This window comes from Rhodothermales bacterium (assembly GCA_013002345.1).
In the GTDB taxonomy this organism is placed as follows: Bacteria; Bacteroidota; Rhodothermia; order Rhodothermales; family JABDKH01; genus JABDKH01.
Genome location: JABDKH010000361.1, coordinates 1 through 23,415, shown reverse-complemented (window position 1 = coordinate 23,415; position 23,415 = coordinate 1). Strand labels below are relative to the sequence as shown.

The window sequence follows — 23,415 nt, the reverse complement described above, 5'->3', positions numbered from 1 at the left end:
GAAGGGCCGCGAGCGTTCCGAGCGCGGCTTTCATGTGAATTGGCTCGACCGTGATCAGAGTCTTTTCGAGGCCGGTGCGGGCGTGGTCGACAAAGACACGCCCGTCCGGGTTCACCATGACCTCTCGCACCTCGGGATCGCGCATCAGCGCGACCAGGTCCGGACCAAGCTCCCGTTGAAGCTTAGACTCTCGGCGTTGACGCTCGTTTGGATGGAGCGAAGTCATCGGCCAAGCCTTTGTTGACCCGCAAACCTGTCGTCGGGGTGTTCGATGGTTTTTCCAAGGCCCCTTTGAAGCGCCCTCCGCACCGTCCGATGCGCGTACTTTTCCTGCTCGCGGCGCGAGCCTTTGTGACGAAGGTCGCGCGCATGAAGAATCGTGTCCTTCACGCGTTGCTCGCTCCAACCCCTTGAGAGCGCATGGATGGCCCACGCGAAATCCGCGCGGTGAAGGTCGCCCTCATACTTCGCGCGTTCGTGAAACGCCGAAATGTCCTTGACCCTCCCCGGGTCTCGGCCGGCGTAGTACGCCTGGGCTCGCTCTGAAGCCGCTTGCTCCGCCGCGCGCACCCTCTTTGCATCCCGGACGAGCGACTTGGCTCTTGGGAAGACCTGATGCCGAGCCATGTGGAGTCTTGCGAAGGGATACAGGCCATCCGGACGCTGGTGCTTGGGCTTACAGTTCGTGAAGCCGGCGAGTGCGCCGGCCTGCCGCCAGTTGGCAGCCCCTTGGTCCGCGTCGATCGTCGCCGCGACTTGCCGCGCGATCACGGTCATCACCTCTTTGCCGACGCGTCTTCCGAGGTTGAGCCAGGCCTGAAAGTTCTCGGGTGAGCTCTCCACGACCACACAAGGCGCAAAGCCCCGACGATCGAGCGCGTACACGCCCTCGACACGGAGGTCGTCGATGAAGACGAAGGGGTGCGGCCACTTCGGACGAATCCGAATGAAATGGCCCGACTGGTTTTTCCATTTCAGAAACCCGACCGAGGCGAGGACGTTCTCCGCCGACAGCGTCCCAAGATCCATCGCGCCGGTGTCCCGGTGTTGGATACCGAGCTCGAAGCGGTCGTTCCCGAGCGCTCGGAGTTGCCGGCGAACGACCTCTTTCGTATCGACCCTCATTTCATCCCCCCCTCTGCGCGAACCAAATCGCCACCGCCTCGGCAAGACCCAGTGCGGTGAGGCCCACCACCCAGCGCTTGGCCGTGCGTTCCACCGAACCCCGTGCCCTGGCTGCTCCCTGCGTGAGCCGGCGAATCTCTTCGTTCACCGCCTCCGCGACCCCGGTGACGAGCTGCGCCTCCCGGGCTCTGAGGGCATCCTCGAGATCGCGTGCGAGGTGCGTTGCGACCGCCCCGGCAGCCCGTGCCAGCACGCGCTCGTTCGCGGCGACCGCGACGAAAACCGGATCATTCGGGGACACGGCCACACCGAGGTCCCTCGCGACCGCGGCAACGACCTCGTTGCGCTCGCGCTCAGTCAGCATCGACGGCCTCCTCAAATGCAGACCGAAGCAATTGCTGAAGGGCACCGAAGACGCGGTCCCGCACGAGCTGGAGTCGTTGCCGATTCATCAGGCCGAAATCGGGAGAGGCGAGCGCCTCCTCGAACGTGAGGAACTTACCCAACATGTCCTGGACGTCGTCCTCGAAGGGCTTTGACCAACGGTGGATCTCGAGGGGTCCGAGCACTGGCACTTGCGCCCGCTTCAGGACCTCGTCGTATGCAGCCTGGTCAACAGGACCAAAGTGCTCGTTGTGCCAAACCGCAAGCTTGGCGTCGCCCCCAAACGCGGCGAGCGTGTCGCCGAGTCCCCTTAGTGTCGACGATCCGAGCTGTCCGCCCGCGATCACGGTGTGGACGAAGCACTCCCGACCGCGCTGGCGGAGGATGTCAAACGCGTGGCATTCGACCATGTAGCGCGTGAGCGGGGCGAACGACGCTTGACCATTGTCCATCACGACGAAGGGCTCGTTGTCTTGAACGAGCATTTCGATCAGTGCGTCGAAACGGCGACGGTCGATTTGCTGCTCGCGATCGAGAAGCTCGAGGCGCTGCGTCCGAAGGCGCTCGTATCGAGAGAGGGTCCGGTTGGACTGGTCACACTCGATCGCGAGCGGGCCCCATCCTTGGTCTTCTGCGTACTGCATGACCAAGGACGCCACCAACGACTTCCCGACGCCGCCCTTGTTCCCGACGATGCAATGAAACTCCTTCATTTGTCCCAATCCTCCTCAGACGGAATGAATTCGCGTGGCCGCGAGACCGGCGGGGGATAGACCTTCGAAGGGCGCGCCGAATTCACGCTCACCGCAGCGTTGGGCTTGGAGCCACTGGAGGGTTCGGGCGGGGACGGGGCTCTCGGAACCTGAACTCCGTTGGTCGCAACGGGTGTTGGGCGCGGCGCCAACAGACTCCCGCCTGAATGGTTGTGATCGCGGCTTCGATCTTCGGGCTCAACCGCACCGGAACGTGGAAGATTGTGTTTCCGACAGTACCGAAGAAACGAGCGATAACACCCCGGAAAAGCGCCCTTTTGCCTCCATTCGATCCAGACGCTCCGCATCGAGCACCCTGCATTGAGCCAGGCGTTGATTTCATGGAGATGGAGGCGAAACGCCCCGTAGGGCTCGAGCCTCGGCGAGAACTTCGCATGCAGGATCTGGTTCGGTACGTTCATCGTGCCTACCCCTGTTATCGGTTTTGCCCCTCCAGATGTTGTCCTGGCTCGTGATTTTTTTTCGCGTCGGGCTCCCCGAAAGCGATTGGTCAGCGTGTGACTCTCAGTGCACTCCGTGTGACTCTGAGTGAACTCCGTGTGCACTCCGTGTGACAGCGTGGGACCCAACTTGTTGGGGCAAGGGATAGTTTTGTCTGCCAACAAAACCGCACGCGCTCCGGTCTCCCGCTCGTCGCGTGATCGGTCGCACGCGTTGCGCGCTCAACGCCTCCGGCTTATTCGCGCGCTGAGCGCCAATTTCTTTCTCGACAACATGAATGCGATGCCTATGCTCGACACGTGGGGGAACTGAAGCATCGACTCACGGTTCGGCTTGGAGACGCACACGTCGCTCAACTAAACGCGCTCGCAGAAGCGAGCGGTCTCAGCCGCAACGATGTGGTTCGTCGCATCCTGTTGAGCCACGACTTACCGACCGCAGAGTCGCTCGAGGAAATCGAGAAGCTGCAAAGGCTTCAGGGCGAACAGAATCGGCTCGGCGGACTGCTCAAGAAGACACTGACTGAGCGTCGCGACAAGGCAGACATTCGACGAACACTCGCGGAAATTGAGAGAACGAGCGCGCACATTCGCTCGGTGATCGACCGCCTCGCCCAACCACGATGATCATCAAGCCGAAGAAGTGGAAAAAGAGGGACAGAACCTCCGCAACCCGTCCGCGCTTCCGCGGGCTCGTGGCCTACATGCTCCGGGCCAAAGGCACCGAGCGGTGCACATGGTACGGCGCAGGAAACCTCGAAGGAATCGATCGGCACGAAGACGCAGAACTAGCGATCAACGTGGTTGAGGCCTTTCAGCGCGCAAACACGCGCGCCAAGGGCGACCGGACCTACCACATGATCATCTCGCTTCACCCCGATGACCGTTCGTTGAACGAACGGGAGCTCGATGAGGTGGTGCGGCGTGCAGTCCATGCGGCCGGATTGGGCGAACATCAGTACATCGCGGTACGGCACAGCGACCAAGAGCACGAGCACGTTCACGTCGCAGTCAATCAGATTCACCCGAAGACGCGAAAGATCCACCACCCGTGGCGAGACGTGGAGGCCTTCAAAGCCTTGGCGAGCGAGCTTGAGGTGGAGTTGGGGCTTCACAAGGTCGATCGAAGCGTGCGGCGAATCGATACCGATCGGTCCCACGACTACGAGGCACACCGCGGTGTTCAGAGTTTTTCTCGATGGGCCAGAAGTCGCATCGGCGAACGAATCGACTTAGACGCCATCTCCGGCTGGAAAGACTTGCACGCGCGACTGGCCGCGCATGGCGTGCGAGTGGTCAAGCGCGGCAATGGGCTAGCCTTGGTCGACGCAACGCGAGGGGACCTGGCCTGCAAGGCCTCGTCTCTGGGGCGCCACTGGTCCAAACAAAGGCTCTGTGAGCGCTTCGGGGATTTCGTTGCAGGTCCCGCGGCGGAGCACGTCGCAACCATGAGCCGCGAGGCGTATCGACCCGAGCCCCTCGGACGACTGCGTGACGACGGACTCTGGCGCGAGTACCAGGATGCGCTCGGCGCGGCACGGGCTCGGCGAGACGAGCAGCGCGATGCGTTGTCAGCGAAAATCGACACGGCCCGAGCTGCGCATCGACGACACTTCAAGGTGAGGCATCACGCGATTGCAGCGATGCCCATCCCCGCGCGCGAGAAACACAAGGTGTACAAGATACTTTCGTTCGAGAGAAAGGCTGCAGAGCGCAAGCTCAGGACGACTATCAAGAGGTGGAGAACCATGGGCATCGACACACACCCGGGATCTTGGAAGCAATTCCTGGCAGCGCGGGCCGCGCGCGGCGATCACAGGGCAGTGCGTCGCCTAAGCCGGAAGTCGCGGGGGTTGGCGATCAAGAGCGGCAGCAAGGACCGGCTCCAGGCCTTGCCATCTCGCAACTTGCGGACGAGTCGGGGGACCATCATCCACAACCTGCCGAATGGGGTACGGCTTCGAGAGTCCGCAGGATCGATCGAGCTTCTCGGCGAGGCCCGGGATCATGCGCTCGAGCAGCTAGTGGGCGTCGCCAAGCAAAGGTTCGGAACGAAGCAGGTCACGCTACTGGGATCGAGGCGCGCACAAGAGCGACTGGCCGAACTGTGCGCCGAACAAGGGTTGGAAATTGCGGAAGAGCGTCAGCGCTGAAAAGCGAAGCGCCCTTCCCTTATCGAGCCGCGACCGAAAACGCCTATCACAAGATGCGGCATCCTCTCGAGTGGTCGCGAAGCTCGACAACACTCGATACGCCGCCGCAGGAGGGGGGGCCGAGAACGACCAGCCGTGCAGTCTTTACGTACGGATTGAGACGGTGGGCGCTGCCAGTCCCCGCACGTGGTGGTAGGACGCACCGACACGGTTCAGCATCGGTTCCGCTGCAAGCTGGCTCCGGAAGTCCAGCTCGGGTAAGGTTGTCGGCCTTCCCGACACGTCTGCCGAGGGATGCTTGCAGTTCGAAGAGCTAACACAAGTCTGCGCGAGACACGGCCTCAAGACGCCGACCTTTGGGTTCCTTGTCCCAGACGCGAAGCTATTTCGATGTCTGATGTTGCAGCCGGCTGGGCTTGTCGAGGTCAACTCAGGCGGAATCAAGTGCACGGACGCAGCCTTTGCAGAGCGATTTCTTGCCTTCCTACGCCTCGCGAAAACGCGAAAAGCGAATCTGGCGATTTGCCCGGAGTACTGCTGTCCCTGGGACACGTTGGAGGCCGCGCTGCGAGAGGATCTCGGCCCCGCTCCGGGCGATCTGTGGATTCTGGGTTGCCAATCGATCACTCCGGCGGAGGTGAGGACACTCAACGACCGTCTTCCGGCAACCGCAGTAGTGTTCGATGAAAACTGTCTCAAGGGTGATGGCCGCTTCCTTGACCCGGCTGTTCTTCTGTTCCGGAACCCAGATGACGATGCGCAACTGATCCTTGTCCTGCAGTTCAAGACCGAAGCAATGGGAGTCAGCTTTCCAACAGAACGTAACGACCTGATCCGCGGAGAGCGAGGCTACGTTGTCAGCAACGAAGGCGGCGCATCAATAAACCTCGTGACTCTGATTTGTTCAGACTCGTTGGAGTTGTCGTGGCAAACCAGTCTGCCGCAGCTGTGGACGACACCGACCTTGGTGGTCCACCTTCAGCTCAACCCTAAGCCCAGACACCCGGACTTCTCGGCCTACCGGTCGGAAGCCCTCAGGCAGGTGTCCGACGAGATCGAGCTGATGTGCCTCAACTGGGCAGCCGGTACGACCGGGGTTATAGATGAGGGCGACGAGAGTCCCCTCGTTCAGGAGCCCCATACAGCATTGTACACCAAGTCCTCACAGCTGGACCTGCGAGAGTCGCGCCTACAGGAAAACCACGAGGCGGGTCTCTACTTCTTTCGATGGGATCAGAAGCGCACGACCGTGTTCGTCGCAAACGACGACGAACTCTGTTTCGAACTCCGTCTCTCAAAGCCGTCGCAGAAAGTGGCCTCTGCCCTGACCGCCAAACGGAGTGGACCCCAGGACGTTGTGGCCTCTGTCTGGAACGGAACTGGGTGGAAGCCTGCCGCCCATCTGCCCGATTGCACGGACGACTTACTTCATGAGGCGCGCCTGGACTCCATCGGACCGATCAGCGCCGTGGACTCTAGAATGGATCTAGAACGTTTTCTGAGTTTGAGCGCGGGAGAGGTTTCAAGAGTCAACTGGTCGCAACCTTCGAACCTCGATCCATGTCGTATCGAGACCGATGAAGTGCTCGGCCGGAGCACGTGCTGCGACAATCAAGCCGGCCGACCTCGCGTCGAGAAGCGACTCGCTCACGTTCGCACTCTTTCGGACATTTTCGATTCGCGGAAGGGCTTCGATGCCCCGGGGATGGAGGTTCTGCAGGACGCGTCACTGGGCTTCGACCGACACTCGCCAAGCTTGAACATTCACGACGACCAAGGCCCTATCGCCACTGGAGCATACATCGGGACTTGTGTATCCGACGAGGCCGCCGATCGCGAGCGCCTCAAGTTGGACAGCGCTCTTGGAGGCGGATACCGCCGCACCTTCGTTTGGTACCAACTCAGTACCGGTATCAAGTGTGCAATGGGTAGGCAGCATGCATCGATCACGGGTGTACCCACCTCCAGCGCCAGTATAACCGCTCCGGCGAGGCCAAAATGAGACTAGGCCCGATTGAGAAGACTCTGAACAATCGGTTCGCTCAGGTTGAGCGCGTTGGAGACGACGAACGCGTATTCCGTTGTGAGCGTCGGTACGAAGATCACCCGATTGCCGTCTACTACTTTGACACCACGGACAACGTTAGCTCCCCCGACTTCGACCTAGCGTACTACCAGGAACACCTTCTCGCAGACGATTTCTACCGGCACAACGGCCCCCTCCAATGGAGCTACTATCTGGTATTCGTTCTGCCCAACGGATCGATCGATGAAGCAATTGATCGCGACCGACTCAGCGAGCTTCAGCGAGACGAGGAGTACGCGCGCAAATACGTCGTACCCGCCTCTGAACTTGAGGCGTTCGTAGACTCCGCGGTCGGCAAAGACGCACAGAGTTCGGTCGCCTTGGCGAACGTAGTGGACACTTGGAAGTCCATCCTAGACGCAAACGAGTTGGGCGCTTTCTACGGGTCGGAGAGTCGCTCGAGCGTCATGGCGCAACTCAAGCTCGGAACATTGAAGAGCTCGTTGTCGCCCAAGGCACCAGCCACACCTGTGCCCCCTCTCGCGTTTCCTGCCCTGGTCAAACTGTCTATCGAGAACTACCGTCAAAACCCGTCACCCCGGGAGTACGCGCTAAGGAACGTGAACCTACTCTCGGGACCCAATGGCAGCGGCAAGACCTCTTTTCTCGAGGCGATAGAACTCTGCCTCTGTGGCAAGACGCTTCGCAATCAGAAGGAGGAGGGGGCGAAGCTGAAGGTCGAACTGACGGACGGACGAGTAGAGAGATATCAAGAACAAGAGAAGAAGTATCGTGAGCGAGATCAGAGATTGTATGGGCGCGTTTACCGGCGTGGGAACGACATGCCGGACTCTTTCGCGCGGTACAACTTCTTTTCCAGCGACGCCGCCTATCGTCTCGCCTACGAAGACAACCCCGAGCGCATTACTTCCGCGTTCACAGAACTCATCCTTGGGGAGGAGGCAACGCGCGTATCCGCGCGGCTTGATGGCTTCCAAGCCGACCTCGAAAAAGCGAAGAAGCAGCTAGCGAATGGCGTCGAGAATTCCCGCACTTCAATTGCCGCCTTGAAGGTGGAGATTGAGGGTATTCGACAATCACTCGACGAGTCGACCTCCGAGCAAGCCACGGTTGCGTCGCTGTTCCAAGAGCTTCCGCTTACGCAAAGGCACCGAGATGGCAACGAAGAGCCACTCCTTTCGACACTGTCAAACGCGCTCTCGCGACTTTCGGCCACAATGGACGAGGTCGACTGGATTCGCCCATTGTCCGCCGGTGCACTGCGGGCAGAGCGCACGCGACTCATCGAGCTACAAGGATCGGTTGCCCACGTTCGTGAGGAGAGCGAACGGTCTGGCGAAGCTCTACGTGGCCTCAGCACTCGGCTATCTCAAATCGCGCGCGATCGCGCGCTTCTTGGGAAAGCGTCTCTCCTGCTCGCGATTCCTGCGATAGAGGTGACTCCCCAGGTGAACCAGCGAGTCCGGTCGCTCCGCCAGGTTGTGCGTAATGTCACAGGTATCGAGCCCTTGCGACGGCGTCTTTCCGGTGTATCCGGAGACGAGGTATCGTTTTCGCGCGAATTCCTTGATGAGGGATTGGAAGCGTTAGCGGAGCAGGTTGCGGATGCGCAGGAGACGCTCGACGCGGCTCGTTCTGACCTCGACCGGGCTACCGACCTTAGAACATCCATCCGCGAGCTAGCTTCCGAACTGCTCGATCTGCTACCTGAAGAGGGGACTTGCCCAGTGTGCGGAGAGAAGCACGGCGCGAGCGACCTTCGCAACAGGCTTGGGAGACTCGAGGTTGTCGATGATGCGGAGAGACGCCTGAGTTCCGCGACTCGCGAGCTGAGTCAAATTCAGCGACAGGTAAGGGCGCTTCGGAAACAGCGAAAGCTCCGTTCCGACTTCGATGAGCTGCTCGGGTTGTTCGAAGCTCGATCAGGCGCAAGCACTGCGGAAGAGGCAGACGAGTTTCTTCGTCAGCTAGCTGAGAAGTGTGCTGGCGCCGAAGCCGAGCTATCTCGCCTCGACGCTCTCGTGGCCAGTCTAGAGGAGCAGGGTCTCACGGTCGAAGAGACGATCGACTTCTCTCGGGACCTGGAAGAACGAGTAGGAGTTGGTCTATTCAATGGCATAGAGAACGACGTATCCGGCCGACTTGCGACGTTGGACGAGGAACGGACCATGCTCTCGCAACAACGTCAAGCCATGGAGAGGGAGCACGAAGCGTCGAATACCAGACTTGAATCCTTGCTACGGAGCGCCTTTCCAGGCCTGCGGGAGCCAGAGCATATTCTGCCTCTCATTCCTGAACGGCTTTCGGCTGTGGATCGAGCTCTGGATCGCCACGAGGTAATCTCGGAGAGCTTGAGCCTATTGGAAGACGCGGACTTCGGCGACCTGAGGAGCAAGCTCGATTCCGCTGCACGAAGGCTCCGCGCGGCGGTATCGTTTCGGCAGCAACTCGCTGAAGCATCGGAGATGCTTCGAAGCAGCAACGAAGCTCTCCAAGCTGAGGAAGACAAGCTTGCGTCAATGCTCGGACCCCTCGAGCGGGTCGGGAAGGCAGACAGCGTGCTCGTGGAACTCCGGAACGAAGAGGGCATCCAGCGAACCCTTGACGCTTTTCTCCACGACTACAAGCAAGCGATTCTGGCGATCTTCCAAACGATTCACACGCCGGCGGAGTTTGGGAATCTGATGCTCGGGCACGACGGTAACGACGCCGTAGTTCTAGTCAGGCGTGATGGGAGGCACGCCCAACTTACTGAGATAAGCACTGGGCAGCGGGCTGCACTTGCCCTGTCCATATTTCTCGCTCTGAATCGGTCCGTAAAGGATCGTTTGAATCTGATTCTCATCGATGATCCAGTTGCGAACGTCGACGACCTTAACAGCCTGGCGTTCCTGGACTTCTTGCGAAATGTGGCGGTGAGCGGGACTCAAGTCCTCTTCGCCACGGCGGACGCAAAACTGGCGAAGCTGTTCGAGATGAAGTTCGCACCGCTCGGGCAAGACATGTTTCAGGTCGTGCCATTCGCTCCCAAGCCTGTCGCACCGACCAAGGGTGCGTAGGCGGGAGACTCCAGTACTCAGCCTTGCGGGGCCACGTCCAAGGTGAGCAGTGGGTTTAGCTCAGGGCGTATTCCGGCGGCGCAAGTCGACATTGCCTCCACTCCACTCAGGGTGTCTCACACTACCGGATATCCGCCAGCAACCCACTTGGCGTCGTTCGCGACGCAGGGGCAGCGACGGGCCTGGAACGGAGACACCGGATTGACCTGACCTCGGTTTGGGGAGTGTCCTATGAAGCAGGCGCTATCCGACCCGATTCCCCTGTGACCGGTTGTAACAATAGCGGGTGGACACTCGCGTCCGAAGGATCGTCGACTCACACCAAGTCGTTTCTCCTTGGCGCGCACTGGGTAGGACGGCGGCGGTAGGCGCCGCTTTGCTCGGTCTCGGACAACCTGAACAGGTGCGAGGTCTAGAGTGCACTTGCGTGACACATATTTGCCACAACGCAGCATGGGACTCCGACCGGAATCAGAATCCCTTCCTTTTTTGGTGACCCCAGCGAGGTTCGAACTCGCGTTACCGGCGTGAGACGCATCTCACGCTACGCGTCGACTCAGCAAATTCTGCCCTCTTCGCTTTGTGGGTTGTGTGGTTTTCACCGGCTTTGGCCAAGTCACCTACGTTTTGCTGCCACCTATTTGCCACACTCGGAAGACAACCGGTGGCGCCCCCCCAGACCGGTCTGCCACGGCTTGAACGTGTGGCAGGTCCGGGCCGGATTTGAAGGCCGCGTGGCGTTCCGCATACTGCGGCACATGGACTGCGTGAGCCACTACGCGCTGTCGAATGCGGATTGGGGAGCTTGTGATTACCGATGCCTTCCCGTCCGTTCGGATCAGGATGCGCCTGAGCTCGCCGCGTCCAAATGTGAGACAGCTCACACGCGCGCCGATTCTCGATATCGTTGGTCGTTTCGCCACCTTGAATAGGTTTCTCGAGGCTCCGGACAACTTTTTGAGGGGCAAAACCGATAACAAGGGGTGGAGGCGCTCGTTCGTCGCAAGGGGATGAACGCCGACAACACTCCGGAAAGGATATTGGTCGTGGCGAATAGTGGTTTCCGAAAAGAGCGCGTTTCTCATCGCGACCGCGTGGCAGAGTCGACTGGGGCCACTGCAAGAAGAATCATCGGTGATCCAGAGCCGGCCGGGGAGCCATCGAATTGGCGACGACTCGAGCACGCGGTGGTCTACCCAACGGATTGGGGATTGGATCGTGACTGAGTCAGCCATCAGCTCCCCTCTTGTCACACGCGCAGAGGCGATGGAATATCTGCGCGTGAGCGCGCGGGGATTTGATCGGCACGTACGACCCCACGTACCGGCGGTTGTTATTGGAAACCGAGTCTTTTTCGAACGGGAGGAACTGAATCAATGGCTCGAAAAGCAGAAGGTCCAACCCTTCAACGGGATCCGCGCACGAACAAGCTCATCACGCAGTTCCGCATCGCAGGCCGCAAGTACCGACGATCGACAGGGTGCACTGACAAGGCTGAAGCAAAAGTCGAAGCGAATCGCATCTACAAAGAAGAGCTCGCCCGGGCGACGAAGAAGCTAGTCGGGAATCCGATCATCGCCGAGCTCTTTGATCAATGGCTCGATGACATCGACGGCACCGTGTCAGAGCGGTACTGGACGACGCAGGCGAAACGTACCGTCTTCCTCGCCGAACGCTTCGAGTCGGTGTCCGATGTTACGCCGCACGCTGTCCGCGAGTATATCAAGGAACGACTGAAATCTGTCACCGCAACGACCGTGCGGCGCGACCTGGTCCCGCTTCGCCAGTGCCTGCGCTGGGCGTTTGACGAAGGACTGATCGATCAACCGCCGTTCATTCCGCTTCCGAAGAAGAGAGCGAGAGGGACCCGAGCGATTGATACGCGAAGGGTTGGCCTGACCGACGCGCAGGTTGAATCACTTCTGCGCGCCCTTCCGGAGCGGACGCGGAAGGGGCATCCAGTTCGCGACCTGTTCACGGTCGCGTGGGACACCGGGCTGCGTCACGACGGGATCTTCCGTCTCGAGGCCGGTCGCCACTTCCGCCTGGACCGAAAGACACTGCACGTCACGAAAGACATCGATAAGAACGGGTACGAGCGCGAGCTACCCCTGACCGACCGAGCCTACGAATCACTTGCGGCCCAAGGGGTCGACGTCGGCCCCATCTTTCAGCGGTGGGATTACCGCAAAAGCCTCCGGACCGCTGCCAAGTCTCTCGGACTCGACCCCGACGACCTCAAGTCCCTAGATATGCGGGACTTTCGGCACGCCGCGACCGACGATGGGGCTCGAAAGAGTGGACATTTGAGCGGTTTGGCGTATATGGCCGGCCACACCGACAAGCACACCACCAGTCGGTACATCCACCCGCGAATCGATGACGCACGAGAGGTACTGAACAAACGATTTCCTTCTAATGGCACACCAAGTGGCACACGGACCGGCGGGGGCGAAGGAAGTCAGTAAAATTACCAATGGGATTCCGGATACTTGGGCTGTTAGCTCAGTTGGTAGAGCAGCGGACTTTTAATCCGACGGTCCAGGGTTCGAATCCCTGACGGCCCACCCTAGAGGCGCAAGCCTCCTTTGCTTATTGTCCCCATCGTCTAGTGGCCCAGGACCCCGGCCTTTCACGCCGGTAACCGGAGTTCAAACCTCCGTGGGGACGCCACGTAAAACAAAAAAGGGGAGGACTTCGGTCCTCCCCTTTCTTGTCACGTGGCTTCGCCGCTAGGCGGAGGCACGCGGCGGGCCGCGGAGCGGCACGCTTTACGTGAGCCCCGTGGGCGGCGCAGAGCGCCGACTTTACGGGGCCGTCCGCCAATCCAGCAACCGGCCGGCCCCGAGATCAGAAATGGTCTCGGGGCCTTTGTATGCGCACCACGATCGAGGACCGGCGGCGCCCGAATAGACGCGCTCTAGCTAGGGGCGTCCTCGCAGACGCAGAACGATCTCGCCTCCGTTAGAAGGGCATCGCTGCGCCTAGTGGCTTCCCGACATCAGATAGGCACGGAGAATCCACAGCCCGAACCCGAGCCCGGAGCTTCTGTCAAGATCATATCTCTGCTCTCGCTGACGCCCTCCGCAGCCGTCGCCGCGTTGGGCGTCAGCGAGAGAACGTCCTCGAGCGTCAGTCGCGCAAGCTGCCGTGCTGCTTTCTTGGGCGTGCTAGACTGTTCGCATGGCCGAGGCGAAGTGGACGACCCCGAAGCAAGCCGCGCTCGATGAAGGCCAATACTGGCTGACTCGACCCGTGGCTGAACGGATTGCCGCCATGGAACAGATCCGCAAGCGCGTGTACAAGGACTACGGTGGAGCTTCCAAACGAATGGGTCGAGTTTTTGAGCTTACTACAGCGCCACGAGGCTAAGTTCGTCATCGTCGGGGCATACGCGATGGCCGTGCACGGACGCCCCCGCGCATCGCAAGACATCGACATTCTCATTGAGCCCAGTGCGGCAAACGCAGAGCGTGTCGCGCAAGCTCTCACCGAGTTCGGCTATCCCGAGCTCGCGAACTCGCAGACTTCGTCGCGACCAAGAAGGCATCGGGTCGCACCAAGGACCTTCTCGACATCGAGCTGCTCAAGGAGTCCGGGCTCTGGGACGAGGAGTGAAGCCGGTTAGCCCAATCGGTGAGGAACCCCACCACTTGGTTCCAACTCAGAGTGATTAAGGATGCCATCGAGCCCGGCTTCGGCCGGGCTTTCTTTTTTGTGCAGCGTCAGCAGAAAAGATCTTCTCGGCAACCGTTCGGGCCGGGCGAGATACTGCACCCAAAGACCCTCCGTTTGGGATAGCTTTCGCGCCATGCCGAGGAGAACCCGATGAAGCTGTTCCGTGCTCTCTATGTGTATTGGCCGGTGTTGCTGTTCGTGTCGACGGCGTTGACCGCGTGGCTCTACGACCCCGCGCTAATCGAGGCCGACTTTCCGTTCTCGTGGGACATTGCGCGCGTAGTCGCGAGTCTGAGCTCCATGGTTTTTTGGATCTTTGCAAGCCTGAGCGTGGCCGGCATCGTGCTGGTCCGTCGCGTCTGGCGGAGCGATTCTGACTTCTCCGACACGGACAGAATGGCCACGCTCTGGTTCCTCTTGAACGCGACCTGGTTTCATACCGGGTGCGACCTCATGTCGGGGCTCTTTCAGGTGATGCCGAACCTCACCGAGTCGTACATCGCATTGAACGACGCCCATGCCCTTCCGATGCACGACCCCGGCCGGGTTCACCTCGATGTCGTCTATTGGCTGGAGCTGTTCCCGCAGGTCCTACTCGCGCTCGCCGTGGCCGTGCTGTATCTCAAACGGTCGCCCGTGCGACCGATCGTCGAGTCTTTCCTCAACGGTATCTATGTCACCGGAACGAGCTTCTACTACTTGCCGAACCTCATCTTGGGCCACAGCACCCACGGCCTCATGTCGAATCTGGACCGATCGATTGGGTCGATCTGGCTCGTCACGTCCGTTGCGCTGACGATCCGTGCCGTGAGACAAGTCCGAAGCGGAGGCACCACGCGGCCCCGCCTCGCGCCAAGGTAGCAGGCTCGCGCATCCTCAGGCGCGATACATTCATCGCCAACAGGGCTACCAAGCCCAGGTTCAGAACGGTGTGCCAGTAGAAAATTGTCATGTTCTTCTCCCTCTGGGGCAGCTAACTCGAGATCTGTCTACGGCAACACGCAACCGTGCATGGCCTCGGCGGCCACGACCTTGCCTTCCTCGTCGAATTGCATGAACTCGCAGGCGCGCTTCCGTCGGCCGTCGATGTCCGAGGTGTACACGATCACGATGCGCTTGCCGTCTGCGTCTTCCAGTATCCGATCGAGCTGGAACTCGATGGATTCGGCGCTTGCCACAGCGCGTCGCCAGTAGTCTCGAAGCGCCTGGCGTCCAACCACCACGGCTTTTCCGGTCACTTCCGCTGCCCGCGGACTCACGAATCGGACGTTTTCTGCGAAACAATCCGCAACGGCGTCAACGTCTCGATTCGACCACGCCTTCACCCACCACCGAGCGAACTCCTGGTTGCTCATTCTGCCGCCGATGGTAGCCATGCTCGCTTAGGGTACCCGAAATCACTTCGTCGGCCGGTCACAGGTTTCGTTCGAAGAATGCGACCAGCTTGGTGTAGAAGTCAATGGCGTTTCGGTCGTCTACGAAACCGTGCCGCTCGTTTTCGTAGATGTAGAGCTCCACCGGGACCTTTTGCTTCCGGAGCGCTCTCGCCATTGCTTCGGCTTGACGCACATCGACGACGGTGTCGCGGGTGCCGTGTCCAAGCAGAACCGGCACCCGGATCTGGTCCGCGTTGCGAGCCGGGGATGCGGCGTCCAGCTTGGCCTTGTCCTTTTGTCGGTCACCGATCAGCCACTCGCTATAATCGTCATGATAGAAGCGGATCTTGGCTTCTGAGAGCGTGAGTCGGAGGTCGGTCACGCCGGCATAGCTTGCGCCCGCCTTGTAGAGCTCCGGTGTCGACGCCAGTCCCTGAAGCGCGGCATAGCCCCCATAGCTAATTCCGAAGATGCCAATTCGATTGGGGTCGGCGAGCTTCTGGTCGACGAGCCATCGCACGCCATCAGTGATGTCTTCCTGCATCGCGAGGCCCCACTCCCCCCAGCCCTTCAGCTTGAAGTCCTCGCCGTAGCCGACCGAGCCGCGGAAATTCGGCTGAAACACCGCAAAGCCCCGGCTGGCCAGGAGCTGCACGATCCTGTCCCAGCCCCAGACGTCACGCACGGAGGGCCCTCCATGCGGAAACACGATCGTGGGCAAGGGCTCGTTCCCGGCGTTTGCCGGCCGCGTCAGATACCCGTGAATCGTGAGGCCGTCGCGCGCCTGGTACTTCACCGGCTTCATCGGCGCCAGCTCGAGCGACTCGAGCTTGGGGTACGCGCTCAGCAGGAGAGCCAGGCTACCTTCGCGACGATCGAAGACGTAGTACTCTGGGGGCACCACGTCAGACTCCGACTTCACGATTAGGGTCTTTTCGTCGAGGCTTCTGCTGACGATCCTGTTGGTTCGGTTCGGGAGCGTCCCGTCGATCATCGCCTGTAGACGCTTCCACTCGGCGTCGAGGAAGTGCTGGCGTGGTCGATCGGTCCAGTATGAGATGTAGAGTGGACGGCCATCGACGCGAGACGTCGCGATCCTGCGCGCATCGACCTCGGGATGCTGGAAGACCAGCTCGCCCAATTTTCGCTTGGGGATGCTGTACTCGTAGATGCCATGGCGGCCGCCGGGTTCGATCGGCGCGAACACGTAGATGGTCTCCGGCTGAGGCGTGAACGCCGCGAAGAAGAGTCCGTCCTCCGTCAACGGGTTCCAGCGGACGATCTCCTCGAGGTCAGCCTCGGGGTTCACCTTGGCAAGCATCAAATGTTCGAGCGCTCCCTCTTTGATGCCCCCTCGAGGCTTTGCGGCGCCCTCGGCCACACGAATCCGGCCGAGGCGGTCGACGTGCCAGGCCCATATGCCCCAGTGGCTGCCTTCCTCTTCGACGTAGCTGCCGTCGATGATGTCCACGCGATGAGGCGTGGGGTAGCGAGCGGATCGAAACCGAAGGTTGAGCAGTACGTGCTTTGGATCACGCGGCAGCAAGCCAATCGCGTCGTAGGTGGATGGCCGCCTGTCTTGCGGCCAACTCTCGTCGATGCGATCGGCACGGCTGCCATCCAGAGACACGACCAAGTAGTGAGAGCTCCGCGTATTGACCCGCGAGCGGAGCCGCGGGTGCTGGTGCTCGACCAGAAGAGCATCGTTGCTTGCCCAGCCCACCCACTCGAAGGTGTCCGCAGGTCCGAAGCGATCGCGCCGCACCTCGACCACGGAGCGCAGCTTCCCGCCTGCCGTTGGTCGAACGACGACGAAATCCTTGTCGGCACCGGTGGAGATGGCGGCGATGTGCTTGCCATCGGGCGACAGAGTGAGGCTGCGGAGCAGGGGCTTTCGAACGAACCACGAGGCCGGGGGCTTGGCGATGACCGCGGGTTCCCGCGGGGGACTCGCTTTGGATGGCGCAGCGCCCCAACTGCTGAGCATCAAGGCAAGGGACACCCCCGCGAGAACCAAGATGCGGCCCGGAATGCAGGCACTTTGGGGTTTCACCGCGGCCTCAATCCCGCCACTTGGTCTTCGAGCCCGCCCCCACCAGGCCGAGATCGAGGAGCACCGTCACGACGACGAGGACGAGATACATGCCGTCCACCGAGCCGTTGCTGTTGATGGCGAAGGCGTACGAGAGGGTCGTCATCGGCATGAAGAAGAACCCGAGCAGCGGCCACATCGTGGTCTCGTACGCAGTCCCGATGTAGTCGCTGAAGATGACGACCAAGACGATGGCGAAACGCGGTGTGCCGAGCGCAAAGCAACCGACGAGAAATGGCATCGCGCGAGGATATCACAGCGGCGTCCCGGGGATATCGAACGGAAGTCGCCCTGACGGTTTGAGCAGACTGTGCCAACCGCGCCACAGGGATCGTGCCTCACGGTCACACACGCCGCCGAGCCGGGGCCGATCCCCCGCAAAATCGAGCGGCATGTCTCTTGCTTACTACGCCGGCCATGCCCCGAGCTCATCCCCGACGCCGGTCGACCATGATGGTCCTACGAGAGCGGCTCTTGCTGTGGATGTGGAAGCACGGCTGGGTGTCCCGGCCGCTCTGATCCACCCGCCCCGGCCATCGTGGTACCGTCGCCGTTCATCGGAGGAGTGGATGCAAGCGGCGTGGTATGAAAAGCAGGGTCCTCCAGGCGAATCGCTGGTCGTAGGAGAGATGGCCGAACCGACCCCGGGCGCCGGCGAGCTTCGCATTCGAATCGCCGCGTCCGGCGTGAATCCTGGCGATGTGAAGAAGCGGCAGGACACCTTTGGTGTCGGGATGCCCTACCCGCGGGTCGTGCCGCACAGCGATGGGGCAGGAACCGTGGACCAGGTGGGGGACGGCGTCGACGCTCAGTGGGTTGGGAAGCGCGTTTGGTGTTTTGGCGCGCAGAGCTATCGACCGTTTGGAACCGCGGCGGAGCTTTGCGTCGTTCCGGAGTCGCAGGTGTCGGAGTTGCCGGCGGACGCGAGCTTCGAGCAAGGTGCGCTCCTCGGGATCCCCGGGCTCACCGCACATCGAGCGATTCATGCGGGTGGGCCGGTCGATGGACGCACCGTTCTCGTTCAAGGCGGTGCGGGCGCAGTGGGCACCTACGCGGTGCGACTTGCGCGGCTCGCTGGCGCCACCGTCATCGCCACCGTGCAGAAGGCGGGCCAGTCCGACACTGCCAAAGAAGCCGGGGCGCACCACGTGGTGCAATCCGGAGAGAGGTTGCTCGAAGAGGTGACCGCCCTCGCACCGGACGGCGTCGACCACATCGTCGAGGTGGCTTTCGCTGCCAATATCGGCATCGATGAACGGATGCTCAAGCTCGGCGGCTCCATTGCCGCCTACGCGAGCAACGCGCCTGAGGCGACAATTCCTTTCTGGCCGCTGGTGTTCAAGAACGTGCGCGTGTTCTTCCTAGGCAGCGATGACTTTCCGATCGAGGCGAAACGCCAGGCGGCGCACGACCTGAGCGCCGCGATCGAGCACGCTTGGGTCGGCTTGCCCATCGGCGCGCGCTTTGGGCTCGCGGACATTGCCGACGCGCACGCTTATATCGAAGAGCGCCGCGGCCCAGGCCGTGTGATCGTGGTTTTGTGAGAGCACGGAGAGGCCTGCGGTGCTCCGGCCGATTCAGCGCTGCTGCTCCTGCATCTTCTTCATCCACTCTTCGCGCATCTGCTCAGCTTCTTCTTCGGTGGTCGGCATCTTCATGTTTGGAATTCCTTCCGGCATGTCGGGCATCTCGGTCACCTGGTAGTCGGACGGCACCGCAACCTTTCCTGCGGTCACCTTCTTCTCCTGCATCCGGGTCACTTCCAAACCGCTTTGCCGGCCTCCCTTCTCTTTGGACAGCATCTTCATGACGAATCCGGGTTTGAAGCCGTACTCCTTCTCCATGACTTGGGTCCATCCGCTCGACGAGCTCTTCCCGCCATCGCCGCCGAACGAGAAGATCCTCTGCCAGAGCCTCGCCGGGTACCGGTCGCTCAGCCAGAGGTCAGCCGTGCTCCCTTCATCCTTGTCGATGACGCGGACGTGGCGGGTACGTTGCCCAGCGACAGTGTCCGTGCCGAGCTTTTTGATCTCGACGTTTGCTTTGTTGCCCTTCTGCTCGTCCGGTTGGCTTTGAGCCATTTTCGTGATCGTGTCTTTCCGGATTTTGGTGGCCCGTTTTCGATCATGGTCGAGCGCGTAGTCGTACTTGCCCTTGGCGGGCTTGATGTACGAGGCACGATGGGCCTGACCCTGAGGGCCCTTCGCCGAGGTATCCACGCGCAAGTCTCCATTCTTGGCGACGTAGATTTTGAGTCGAACGGCGCCATCGGACGTGTCGCCGATCGACTTCGCTTCGATTTCGCCCTCGAAGGCCAGCGCGGGAGCCGCAGTGGCCAAAACCAGAACACCCATCAACCAGCGCATCCAACACCTCATGGCTCTTCCCCCCTATCGACTCTTCGTCAGCGCTTCGCGACCTGAAGGCCAGCCACCTGCACGTCCGGAATTCGTTTGAACTGAACGCGCTTCTTGAAGAACAAGATGTGCGCCGTGAGCTCGAGTCGGTTGGCGCTAGGGACCTCGATGTCGATCGGAACTTCTCGCTTGCGCTTGATCGAATACGCCCGGCCATGCCAATCGCCTGCTTCTTGGTCGTACCGAAGCTCGCGGAACACCACGATGCCCACGGTTTCCGGTCGGCGCTCGCTGCTGATGATCACGCCCTGGTAGCCCGCCATATGGCGCTTGACCTCGATGATCGCCTCGCCCTCGCCTCGCTGCCAATAGCCCAGGATGTTTGCGTCGGTTTCAGGCTGGCCCGAGGCGTGAGCCATGGTTTGGAGGCCACAAAGGGTGAACCACCCTACAAGCAACACGAGCGACAATGCGTTGGACCGGGAGATGGGCCTTCTCCTTTTCGAGGACGGGAAAGGCTGATGTTCTCGCAAAACGGCGGATTTTGCATTCGAAAAATGAAATTCCGCGCCACCGGGACAGGATCGCCGATGTTGTCGCTCTCACGATGGACCGTTGCGACGGCTCCTTCCTCGGGCGTAGCATGGCCGCCGTGAAGAAGATCGTCCGGGGAATCGCGTGGGCCCTCATCGCGCTCGTCGCTCTCATCGTGGTCGCCGGAGGCCTTGCCTGGCTGCGGCTCCACCCTTCGCCACCCGGACTTCAGGTCTGGACCAACGGGCGGGTCCTCACGATGGACCCGGAGGGCAAGCAGGCGACCGCACTGGTCATCGAAGGCGATCGAATCGCGGCGGTCGGCAGCAACGAGGACGTGGAGCGTTGGCTGCCAAGCGCGGACGTCGTGCTCGACCTCGAGGGTCGAACGGTCCTGCCTGGGTTCATTGAAGCGCACGGCCATTTTCCGGGGGCGGGGCTGGTCGCAGTCGCGGCGGACTTGAACAGTCCGCCCATCGGCGCCGTGAAGACGATTCCGGAAGCGCTCGATGCGCTCAGGCGGACCAACATCGAGCAATCGGGAGATGGCTGGCTGATCGGCTTTGGCTACGACGACACGATGCTCGAGGAGCAGCGGCACTTCACACGCGAGGACCTCGACAGCGTTTCCACGACCCGACCGATCCTTGCCATGCACATTTCCGCGCATATGGCGGTCGTGAACTCGCTGGCCCTCGAACGCTTCGGCATCACCTCCGAAACCCCGGACCCGCCCGGCGGGGAAATCCGCAAGGACCCAGAAACCGGAGAGCCCACCGGCTTGCTCTTGGAGACCGCCTCGCGCCCCCTCCAGTTGGAGGCGCTCAACATGCCGCCGCTGCAACAGATCGCCGTCGTTCGTTCGGCTGCGGCCACCTATGCAGCGCAGGGGTTCACCACCGTCCAAAACGGACTAGCAACCCTGGTGCAGATCAAAGGAATGAGCGCCGGCTCGAAATTGGGTTTGATCCCGCAGCGATTGGCGATTTGGCCGAAAGACGAACTGGGCCTCGAGGTCGCGGAAGGCACATTGGACCTCGGACAGTACGCAAGCGAACGCGTCTACATCGGCGCCGCGAAGTTCGTGGGCGACGGATCGATCCAGGGATACACCGGCTTCCTCAGCGAGCCATACTACCAACCCGGCGAGCACCAAGCGGACTACCGCGGCTATCCGAACATCGATGCCGACACGCTCGAGGCGCAAGTCAAAGCGATTCATTGCTCGGGCCAACAGGTCGCGGTGCACGGCAACGGGGATGCGGCAATCGATCAGTTTCTCGACGCCTGGGAAGCGGCGCTCGGAGCCTGTCCCGCGAAGGACGCTCGGCCGGTACTGGTGCATGCGCAGATGTCGCGCCCCGACCAACTCGATCGGATGAAGAAACTCGGCGCGACCCCGAGCTTCTTCAGCGCCCACGTCTACTACTGGGGTGACCGGCACCGCGACATCTTCCTCGGTCCCGAACGCGCCGCTCGGATCAGCCCGGCAGCAAGCGCGGCTGCGCTCGGGATTCGATTCACGACCCACCTCGATACGCCGATCGTTCCGATCGACTCGATGCTGCAGCTCTGGACGCCGGTGGCGCGCGAGACCTCGAGCAGCGAAGTCCTGGGTTCCGACGAACGTATCTCCGTCGAACAGGCCCTTCGCGCGATGACTTCCGACGCGGCCTGGCAGCTGCGGCTCGAAGAACAGCTCGGTTCGATCGAACCCGGCAAGCTCGCCGATCTCGTCATCCTTTCCAAGAATCCACTCGACGATGAAGATCTCCGTGATATCGAGATCGACCAGACGCTCGTGGGCGGCGTGACCATCTACGAGAAGCCCCGCTGAGCAGCTCGGTGGGTCTACGAGCGCTCGTACTCGTCGATCAGGTCGTCGAGGAGCGTGTCCATCCAGTGCTGGGCCTGTGGGCTTCCAATCAGCGCCGTAAACGCCGGCCAGGTTGCCGCCGCCAAGGCGTCGATCGGCGGACGCACCTCGATGCCTTCGAGATGAAGGGCCTCGCCGAGTTTCATGTCGGCAGCTTATTCGATCGCGCGATCGATCCCTGCATGGACGTCTGCTCGCATGTCGGGCATGTCTGCGACGTGTCGCGCGGTCAGCTCCGCGACGGCGCCGATGTCACTAAGCAGCTCGTCATCCACAGCGCCCACGAGAAACGCAGGGGATTTGGAAAGCACGAAGTTGACCAGGTTGGCACGAAACTCGATCGAGGCGGGGTCGTCGAGCCTGGCGATGGTGAACTCGGCCGCGCGCTCCAGAATTTGCTCCGAACGGTCAGCGAGAAACGACTTGATCTCGGGTTCGATTTGCCTCTCCAGGTTCTCGATCAGCTTCTCGGCGAACGCACCCGCGCTCCCCAAGACGCCAAAACGCCCCATCGGCGAAAGTTTCACCATCAAGCGCGGCAACAAGGTGGAGAAGTCTTGGAGTGCCCGATACAAGGCGTCGTTGAGCACGGCCTCGGCGGCTTCCCCGCGAAACATGGCGCGAATCCAGTCGGGGTGAACCAGGCCGGGTCGAGCGATTGCTTCTTGGAGCTTGGCCTCGGCGTCTCGAGGCAAGAAGCGTCGTAGAGGACGCTCGTCCGTTCTGAGCTCTCGAATGACCGCGGGTGCAACGGCCGCCACGATCGGGCGCGAGATCTCCGTGATGAGCTCCGCGTTCATCAGCTGATCGGCAGCGGCCTTCGCCGTCGCCGCGTCGATCAGTTGATGAACCGGCGTGACCAGAAGGTAGTCCCACGTGGCTTCCAAGAGCTGGCGCCACTCCTCTTGGGGTTGCTCGCCCTCGGTCAGGCGACGACGAAGCCATTGCTTCAGCGCAACGCGCTTGTCCTTTTCGGCGGCCATTTGATCGAGACTAGCCCGGGTCACGCGGAGAACAAGTCAAGCACGGAAGGCCGTGCAAAAGGCCGCCGGCAAACGTTCCCATTGGTGTAGGCTCCTGCACGATGAGGATGCGATGGACGAGTTGAGCTACCGCTCTGCCTCGGAGTGTCTGGCGGCGCTGCAAAGCCAAGACGTCAGCTCTTTGGAGCTCGTCGACGCTTGCATCGCCCGCATCGAGGCCTTGAACCCCGCGCTGAACGCTGTCGTCGCCATGGATTACGACCGTGCCCGAGAGTCGGCGCGTGCGGCCGACGCCGCCCGGGCAAACGGAAAATCGATGGGCATGCTCCACGGCCTTCCGATGACGATTAAGGACTCGCTCGAGACCGCGGGCCTGGTCACGACTTCGGGGGCACCCGAGCTTCGCGACTACGTCCCCCAGGAGGATGCCGTCGCGGTTAGCCGCGCGATCGAGGCGGGAGCAATCGTACTCGGGAAAACGAACCTGCCCATCTACGCGGGCGACTGGCAGACCTACAACGCGGTCTACGGGCGCACC

General features: G+C 61.3%; 21 protein-coding genes and 2 tRNA genes. 12 read left to right on the top strand and 11 right to left on the bottom strand.

The features are described from left to right. The 4 genes from HKN37_17150 to HKN37_17135 form a co-directional block, all read right to left on the bottom strand. Nucleotides 1-226, bottom strand: a 226-nt coding sequence (locus HKN37_17150) for a hypothetical protein (protein NNE48381.1), incomplete at its 3' end; no start/stop codon positions are given. After that, a complete protein-coding gene (locus HKN37_17145) occupies nucleotides 223-1,125 on the bottom strand; it encodes a hypothetical protein (protein ID NNE48380.1) in 903 nt (300 codons plus the stop codon). The genes HKN37_17145 and HKN37_17150, both read right to left, overlap by 4 nt. 1 nt (nucleotide 1,126) lies before the next feature. Further along, nucleotides 1,127-1,489: a hypothetical protein gene (locus tag HKN37_17140; GenBank protein NNE48379.1), complete on the bottom strand. Its 363-nt coding sequence runs from the start codon at nucleotides 1,487-1,489 to the stop codon at nucleotides 1,127-1,129. Then, nucleotides 1,479-2,222, bottom strand: a complete 744-nt coding sequence (locus HKN37_17135; GenBank protein ID NNE48378.1) for a conjugal transfer protein TraL — start codon at nucleotides 2,220-2,222, stop codon at nucleotides 1,479-1,481. The genes HKN37_17140 and HKN37_17135 overlap by 11 nt, the downstream gene beginning before the upstream one ends. 800 nt (nucleotides 2,223-3,022) lie before the next feature. On the opposite strand from HKN37_17135, the gene HKN37_17130 reads away from it, so the two are divergent. From HKN37_17130 to HKN37_17090, 9 genes are all read left to right on the top strand, one after another. Then, a complete protein-coding gene (locus HKN37_17130; GenBank protein ID NNE48377.1) occupies nucleotides 3,023-3,349 on the top strand; it encodes a ribbon-helix-helix protein, CopG family in 327 nt (108 codons plus the stop codon). Beyond that, nucleotides 3,346-4,875, top strand: a complete 1,530-nt coding sequence (locus HKN37_17125) for a relaxase/mobilization nuclease domain-containing protein (protein ID NNE48376.1) — start codon at nucleotides 3,346-3,348, stop codon at nucleotides 4,873-4,875. The genes HKN37_17130 and HKN37_17125 overlap by 4 nt, the downstream gene beginning before the upstream one ends. A 397-nt stretch (nucleotides 4,876-5,272) precedes the next feature. Beyond that, complete coding sequence (locus HKN37_17120; protein ID NNE48375.1) at nucleotides 5,273-6,877, top strand: hypothetical protein; 1,605 nt, start codon at nucleotides 5,273-5,275, stop codon at nucleotides 6,875-6,877. Then, entirely contained in the window at nucleotides 6,874-9,981 is a 3,108-nt protein-coding gene (locus HKN37_17115; protein NNE48374.1) for an SMC family ATPase, read from the top strand. The genes HKN37_17120 and HKN37_17115 overlap by 4 nt, the downstream gene beginning before the upstream one ends. Before the next feature lie 1,376 nt (nucleotides 9,982-11,357). Then, entirely contained in the window at nucleotides 11,358-12,449 is a 1,092-nt protein-coding gene (locus tag HKN37_17110) for a tyrosine-type recombinase/integrase (GenBank protein NNE48373.1), read from the top strand. 26 nt (nucleotides 12,450-12,475) lie between these two features. Next, a tRNA-Lys gene (locus HKN37_17105) sits at nucleotides 12,476-12,548 on the top strand. 30 nt (nucleotides 12,549-12,578) lie between these two features. Beyond that, nucleotides 12,579-12,654: transfer RNA gene (locus tag HKN37_17100), tRNA-Glu, on the top strand. Between the two features lie 510 nt (nucleotides 12,655-13,164). Further along, nucleotides 13,165-13,353 (top strand): hypothetical protein, encoded by a 189-nt coding sequence (locus HKN37_17095; GenBank protein NNE48372.1) that lies wholly within the window; start codon nucleotides 13,165-13,167, stop codon nucleotides 13,351-13,353. Between the two features lie 456 nt (nucleotides 13,354-13,809). Then, nucleotides 13,810-14,520 (top strand): hypothetical protein, encoded by a 711-nt coding sequence (locus tag HKN37_17090; protein ID NNE48371.1) that lies wholly within the window; start codon nucleotides 13,810-13,812, stop codon nucleotides 14,518-14,520. A gap of 128 nt (nucleotides 14,521-14,648) precedes the next feature. On the opposite strand, the gene HKN37_17085 is transcribed toward HKN37_17090, so the two are convergent. The 3 genes from HKN37_17085 to HKN37_17075 all read right to left on the bottom strand — a co-directional run bounded on the left by HKN37_17085 (nucleotide 14,649) and on the right by HKN37_17075 (nucleotide 17,368). Further along, nucleotides 14,649-15,035, bottom strand: a complete 387-nt coding sequence (locus HKN37_17085; protein NNE48370.1) for a nuclear transport factor 2 family protein — start codon at nucleotides 15,033-15,035, stop codon at nucleotides 14,649-14,651. A gap of 37 nt (nucleotides 15,036-15,072) precedes the next feature. Then, complete coding sequence (locus HKN37_17080; GenBank protein ID NNE48369.1) at nucleotides 15,073-17,022, bottom strand: S9 family peptidase; 1,950 nt, start codon at nucleotides 17,020-17,022, stop codon at nucleotides 15,073-15,075. Nucleotides 17,023-17,095: 73 nt separating this feature from the next. Beyond that, the gene (locus HKN37_17075) at nucleotides 17,096-17,368 is read right to left on the bottom strand and encodes a hypothetical protein (GenBank protein ID NNE48368.1); all 273 of its coding nucleotides are present in this window, start codon (nucleotides 17,366-17,368) and stop codon (nucleotides 17,096-17,098) included. Between the two features lie 328 nt (nucleotides 17,369-17,696). Between HKN37_17075 and HKN37_17070 the strand changes: the two genes are divergently transcribed. Then, complete coding sequence (locus HKN37_17070) at nucleotides 17,697-18,671, top strand: NADPH:quinone reductase (protein NNE48367.1); 975 nt, start codon at nucleotides 17,697-17,699, stop codon at nucleotides 18,669-18,671. A 33-nt stretch (nucleotides 18,672-18,704) separates the two neighbouring features. Here the strand turns inward: HKN37_17070 and HKN37_17065 are convergent, their stop codons facing one another. Then, nucleotides 18,705-19,505 carry a DUF4412 domain-containing protein gene (locus HKN37_17065; GenBank protein NNE48366.1) on the bottom strand — a complete coding sequence of 267 codons (801 nt, stop codon included), beginning with the start codon at nucleotides 19,503-19,505 and terminating at the stop codon, nucleotides 18,705-18,707. 26 nt (nucleotides 19,506-19,531) lie between these two features. After that, entirely contained in the window at nucleotides 19,532-19,903 is a 372-nt protein-coding gene (locus HKN37_17060; protein ID NNE48365.1) for a DUF2147 domain-containing protein, read from the bottom strand. Between the two features lie 50 nt (nucleotides 19,904-19,953). Here HKN37_17060 and HKN37_17055 point away from each other — a divergent pair, with 50 nt between their 5' ends. Next, nucleotides 19,954-21,855, top strand: coding sequence for an amidohydrolase (locus HKN37_17055; GenBank protein NNE48364.1), 1,902 nt, complete (start codon nucleotides 19,954-19,956; stop codon nucleotides 21,853-21,855). Between the two features lie 14 nt (nucleotides 21,856-21,869). On the opposite strand, the gene HKN37_17050 is transcribed toward HKN37_17055, so the two are convergent. Beyond that, nucleotides 21,870-22,040 carry a hypothetical protein gene (locus tag HKN37_17050; protein ID NNE48363.1) on the bottom strand — a complete coding sequence of 57 codons (171 nt, stop codon included), beginning with the start codon at nucleotides 22,038-22,040 and terminating at the stop codon, nucleotides 21,870-21,872. A gap of 9 nt (nucleotides 22,041-22,049) precedes the next feature. Then, nucleotides 22,050-22,877, bottom strand: a complete 828-nt coding sequence (locus HKN37_17045) for a hypothetical protein (GenBank protein NNE48362.1) — start codon at nucleotides 22,875-22,877, stop codon at nucleotides 22,050-22,052. A gap of 112 nt (nucleotides 22,878-22,989) precedes the next feature. Between HKN37_17045 and HKN37_17040 the strand changes: the two genes are divergently transcribed. Continuing rightward, the coding region (locus HKN37_17040) for an amidase (GenBank protein NNE48361.1) at nucleotides 22,990-23,415 on the top strand (426 nt) is incomplete at its 3' end.

Coding starts and splice junctions, on each gene's coding strand:
- HKN37_17090 (NNE48371.1), top strand. CDS start 13,810: ATGAAGCTGTTCCGTGCTCTCTATGTGTATTGGCCGGTGTTGCTGTTC.
- HKN37_17065 (NNE48366.1), bottom strand. CDS start 19,505: ATGAGGTGTTGGATGCGCTGGTTGATGGGTGTTCTGGTTTTGGCCACT.
- HKN37_17075 (NNE48368.1), bottom strand. CDS start 17,368: ATGCCATTTCTCGTCGGTTGCTTTGCGCTCGGCACACCGCGTTTCGCC.
- HKN37_17050 (NNE48363.1), bottom strand. CDS start 22,040: ATGAAACTCGGCGAGGCCCTTCATCTCGAAGGCATCGAGGTGCGTCCG.
- HKN37_17115 (NNE48374.1), top strand. CDS start 6,874: ATGAGACTAGGCCCGATTGAGAAGACTCTGAACAATCGGTTCGCTCAG.
- HKN37_17120 (NNE48375.1), top strand. CDS start 5,273: ATGTTGCAGCCGGCTGGGCTTGTCGAGGTCAACTCAGGCGGAATCAAG.
- HKN37_17145 (NNE48380.1), bottom strand. CDS start 1,125: ATGAGGGTCGATACGAAAGAGGTCGTTCGCCGGCAACTCCGAGCGCTC.
- HKN37_17055 (NNE48364.1), top strand. CDS start 19,954: ATGCGTTGGACCGGGAGATGGGCCTTCTCCTTTTCGAGGACGGGAAAG.
- HKN37_17085 (NNE48370.1), bottom strand. CDS start 15,035: ATGGCTACCATCGGCGGCAGAATGAGCAACCAGGAGTTCGCTCGGTGG.
- HKN37_17080 (NNE48369.1), bottom strand. CDS start 17,022: ATGCTCAGCAGTTGGGGCGCTGCGCCATCCAAAGCGAGTCCCCCGCGG.
- HKN37_17140 (NNE48379.1), bottom strand. CDS start 1,489: ATGCTGACTGAGCGCGAGCGCAACGAGGTCGTTGCCGCGGTCGCGAGG.
- HKN37_17110 (NNE48373.1), top strand. CDS start 11,358: ATGGCTCGAAAAGCAGAAGGTCCAACCCTTCAACGGGATCCGCGCACG.
- HKN37_17070 (NNE48367.1), top strand. CDS start 17,697: ATGCAAGCGGCGTGGTATGAAAAGCAGGGTCCTCCAGGCGAATCGCTG.
- HKN37_17060 (NNE48365.1), bottom strand. CDS start 19,903: ATGGCTCACGCCTCGGGCCAGCCTGAAACCGACGCAAACATCCTGGGC.
- HKN37_17125 (NNE48376.1), top strand. CDS start 3,346: ATGATCATCAAGCCGAAGAAGTGGAAAAAGAGGGACAGAACCTCCGCA.
- HKN37_17095 (NNE48372.1), top strand. CDS start 13,165: ATGGCCGAGGCGAAGTGGACGACCCCGAAGCAAGCCGCGCTCGATGAA.
- HKN37_17045 (NNE48362.1), bottom strand. CDS start 22,877: ATGGCCGCCGAAAAGGACAAGCGCGTTGCGCTGAAGCAATGGCTTCGT.
- HKN37_17135 (NNE48378.1), bottom strand. CDS start 2,222: ATGAAGGAGTTTCATTGCATCGTCGGGAACAAGGGCGGCGTCGGGAAG.